This is a genomic window from Paenibacillus profundus, assembly GCF_021369635.1.
Lineage (GTDB): Bacteria > Bacillota > Bacilli > Paenibacillales > Paenibacillaceae > Paenibacillus_B > Paenibacillus_B profundus.
Genome location: NZ_JAJNBZ010000092.1, coordinates 1 through 1,545, shown reverse-complemented (window position 1 = coordinate 1,545; position 1,545 = coordinate 1). Strand labels below are relative to the sequence as shown.

Sequence of the window (1,545 nt, the reverse complement as noted above, 5' to 3'; positions counted from 1 at the left end):
AATCGAGTAGGAGGCTACCCATTAACTGAGTAGCCGACCTCTCACACCACCGTACGTACCGTTCGGTATACGGCGGTTCAACCGCATAAGTGCAATTTACGTAGACGCTCGTACTGTGCAGGAAAATCATAATATCCTGCCTGTACGAGCTTTTCGTTTGTTATGGAACGAGACAGCACAGGACTTCCGGCGATACGCCAGTACCCAAGACGGGAATTTCCCCACTGGTAAGCCTGCCATTCCGGTATCCCCAGCTTGCGCAGGTTTTGTACTTTTGTTCGCGGCTTCTTCCATTGTTTCCAGATGTACATCCTCAGTCGTCTTCGCAGCCATTCGCTCCAGCTTTGCAATATCCGTTTCATATCGGCTACATAGTAGTAGCCAATCCATCCCCGGATGTAGACTTTCACTTTCTCCATGACTTGGCGGACATTCCTGCCCTGACTCCGGCTCGTTAGTTCTTTCAGCCTTTTCTTTGCTTTTGCGAGGGATTGCCCATGGACGCGAATGTACACGCCGCTTCTGTTCTTTCCCAAGGCAAAGCCAAGGAATTTGAAATGTTTCCGGGCTACTACGCTGACTACCTTGCTTTTCTGTGTATTCATCTGGAGTTTCAGTTTCTTCTCCAAGTACTTCCGGCATGACTCCAGAAGCCGTATCGCTGCCCGTTTGCTTTTGGCCAGCACCACAATGTCATCTGCATAGCGGATGACATTGACCCCCCGGCTTTTCATCTCCTGGTCGAATTCGTTCAGATAGATGTTTGCGAGCAGTGGCGACAGAGGACCTCCCTGGGGTGAACCCTCTTTCGTTTCGCGGCGTACTCCGTTTTCCATGACTCCGCTTCTCAGGTACTTTTTGATCAGGTCGGTTACGCGCTTGTCCTGGATTTGTTTGCGCAAAAGATTCATAAGCAGCTCATGGTTCAGCGTGTCGAAGTATTTCGAGAGGTCGATTTCTACCGCGTGTCCGTAGCCCTGCTGCGCATAGTCTTTCACCTTGCGGATGGCCTGCTGTGCGCTCCGCCCTGGGCGGTAGCCGTAGCTTCCCTCTGAAAAGAGCCGCTCAAACAGCGGCTGTAACTGCTGGGCAATCGCCTGCTGAATCACTCGGTCCACGACCGTGGGTATACCGAGCTTCCGTACTCCACTTCCATCTGGTTTGGGAATTTCCTTGCGCCGTACCGGGCTTGGCCTGTACCGGCCTTCCCGGATATTTTGCAAAAGTTCGTCTCTATGTTCCTGCAGCCATGGTAGCGCATCCTCTACGGTCATTCCGTCGATTCCCGGTGCTCCATGGTTGCTTTTGACCTGCTTGTAAGCTCTGTTCATATTGTCTCTGTCCAGAATCTGCTCCAGCAGGTCCGTTGCACCGCCTCTTTCTCTACGTTCCCGAATGCCGGCGCTCCGCACTCCCGCATGCTCTTTGCGTTCCACGCTATCCCTTTGCGGGCAGTCCTTTCGGTATTCTGCTTTCATTGCGCCGACTCCCTTCCTGTATGTATTCGAGACTTACGACTGTTCGGCCCTTCCCGAAAAAAAAAAA

The 1,545-nt window shown here is 52.3% G+C and carries 1 protein-coding gene; it reads right to left on the bottom strand.

What is annotated here, in order from left to right; genetic code table 11:
- Nucleotides 1–77: 77 nt before the first annotated feature.
- The gene (gene ltrA / locus LQV63_RS31205) at nucleotides 78–1,478 is read right to left on the bottom strand and encodes a group II intron reverse transcriptase/maturase (protein ID WP_233699651.1); all 1,401 of its coding nucleotides are present in this window, start codon (nucleotides 1,476–1,478) and stop codon (nucleotides 78–80) included.
- Nucleotides 1,479–1,545 lie beyond the last annotated feature (67 nt).

What these genes read in the sequence shown, in the direction of transcription:
- ltrA (WP_233699651.1), bottom strand. Translation starts at nt 1,478, where the DNA reads ATGAAAGCAGAATACCGAAAGGACTGCCCGCAAAGGGATAGCGTGGAA.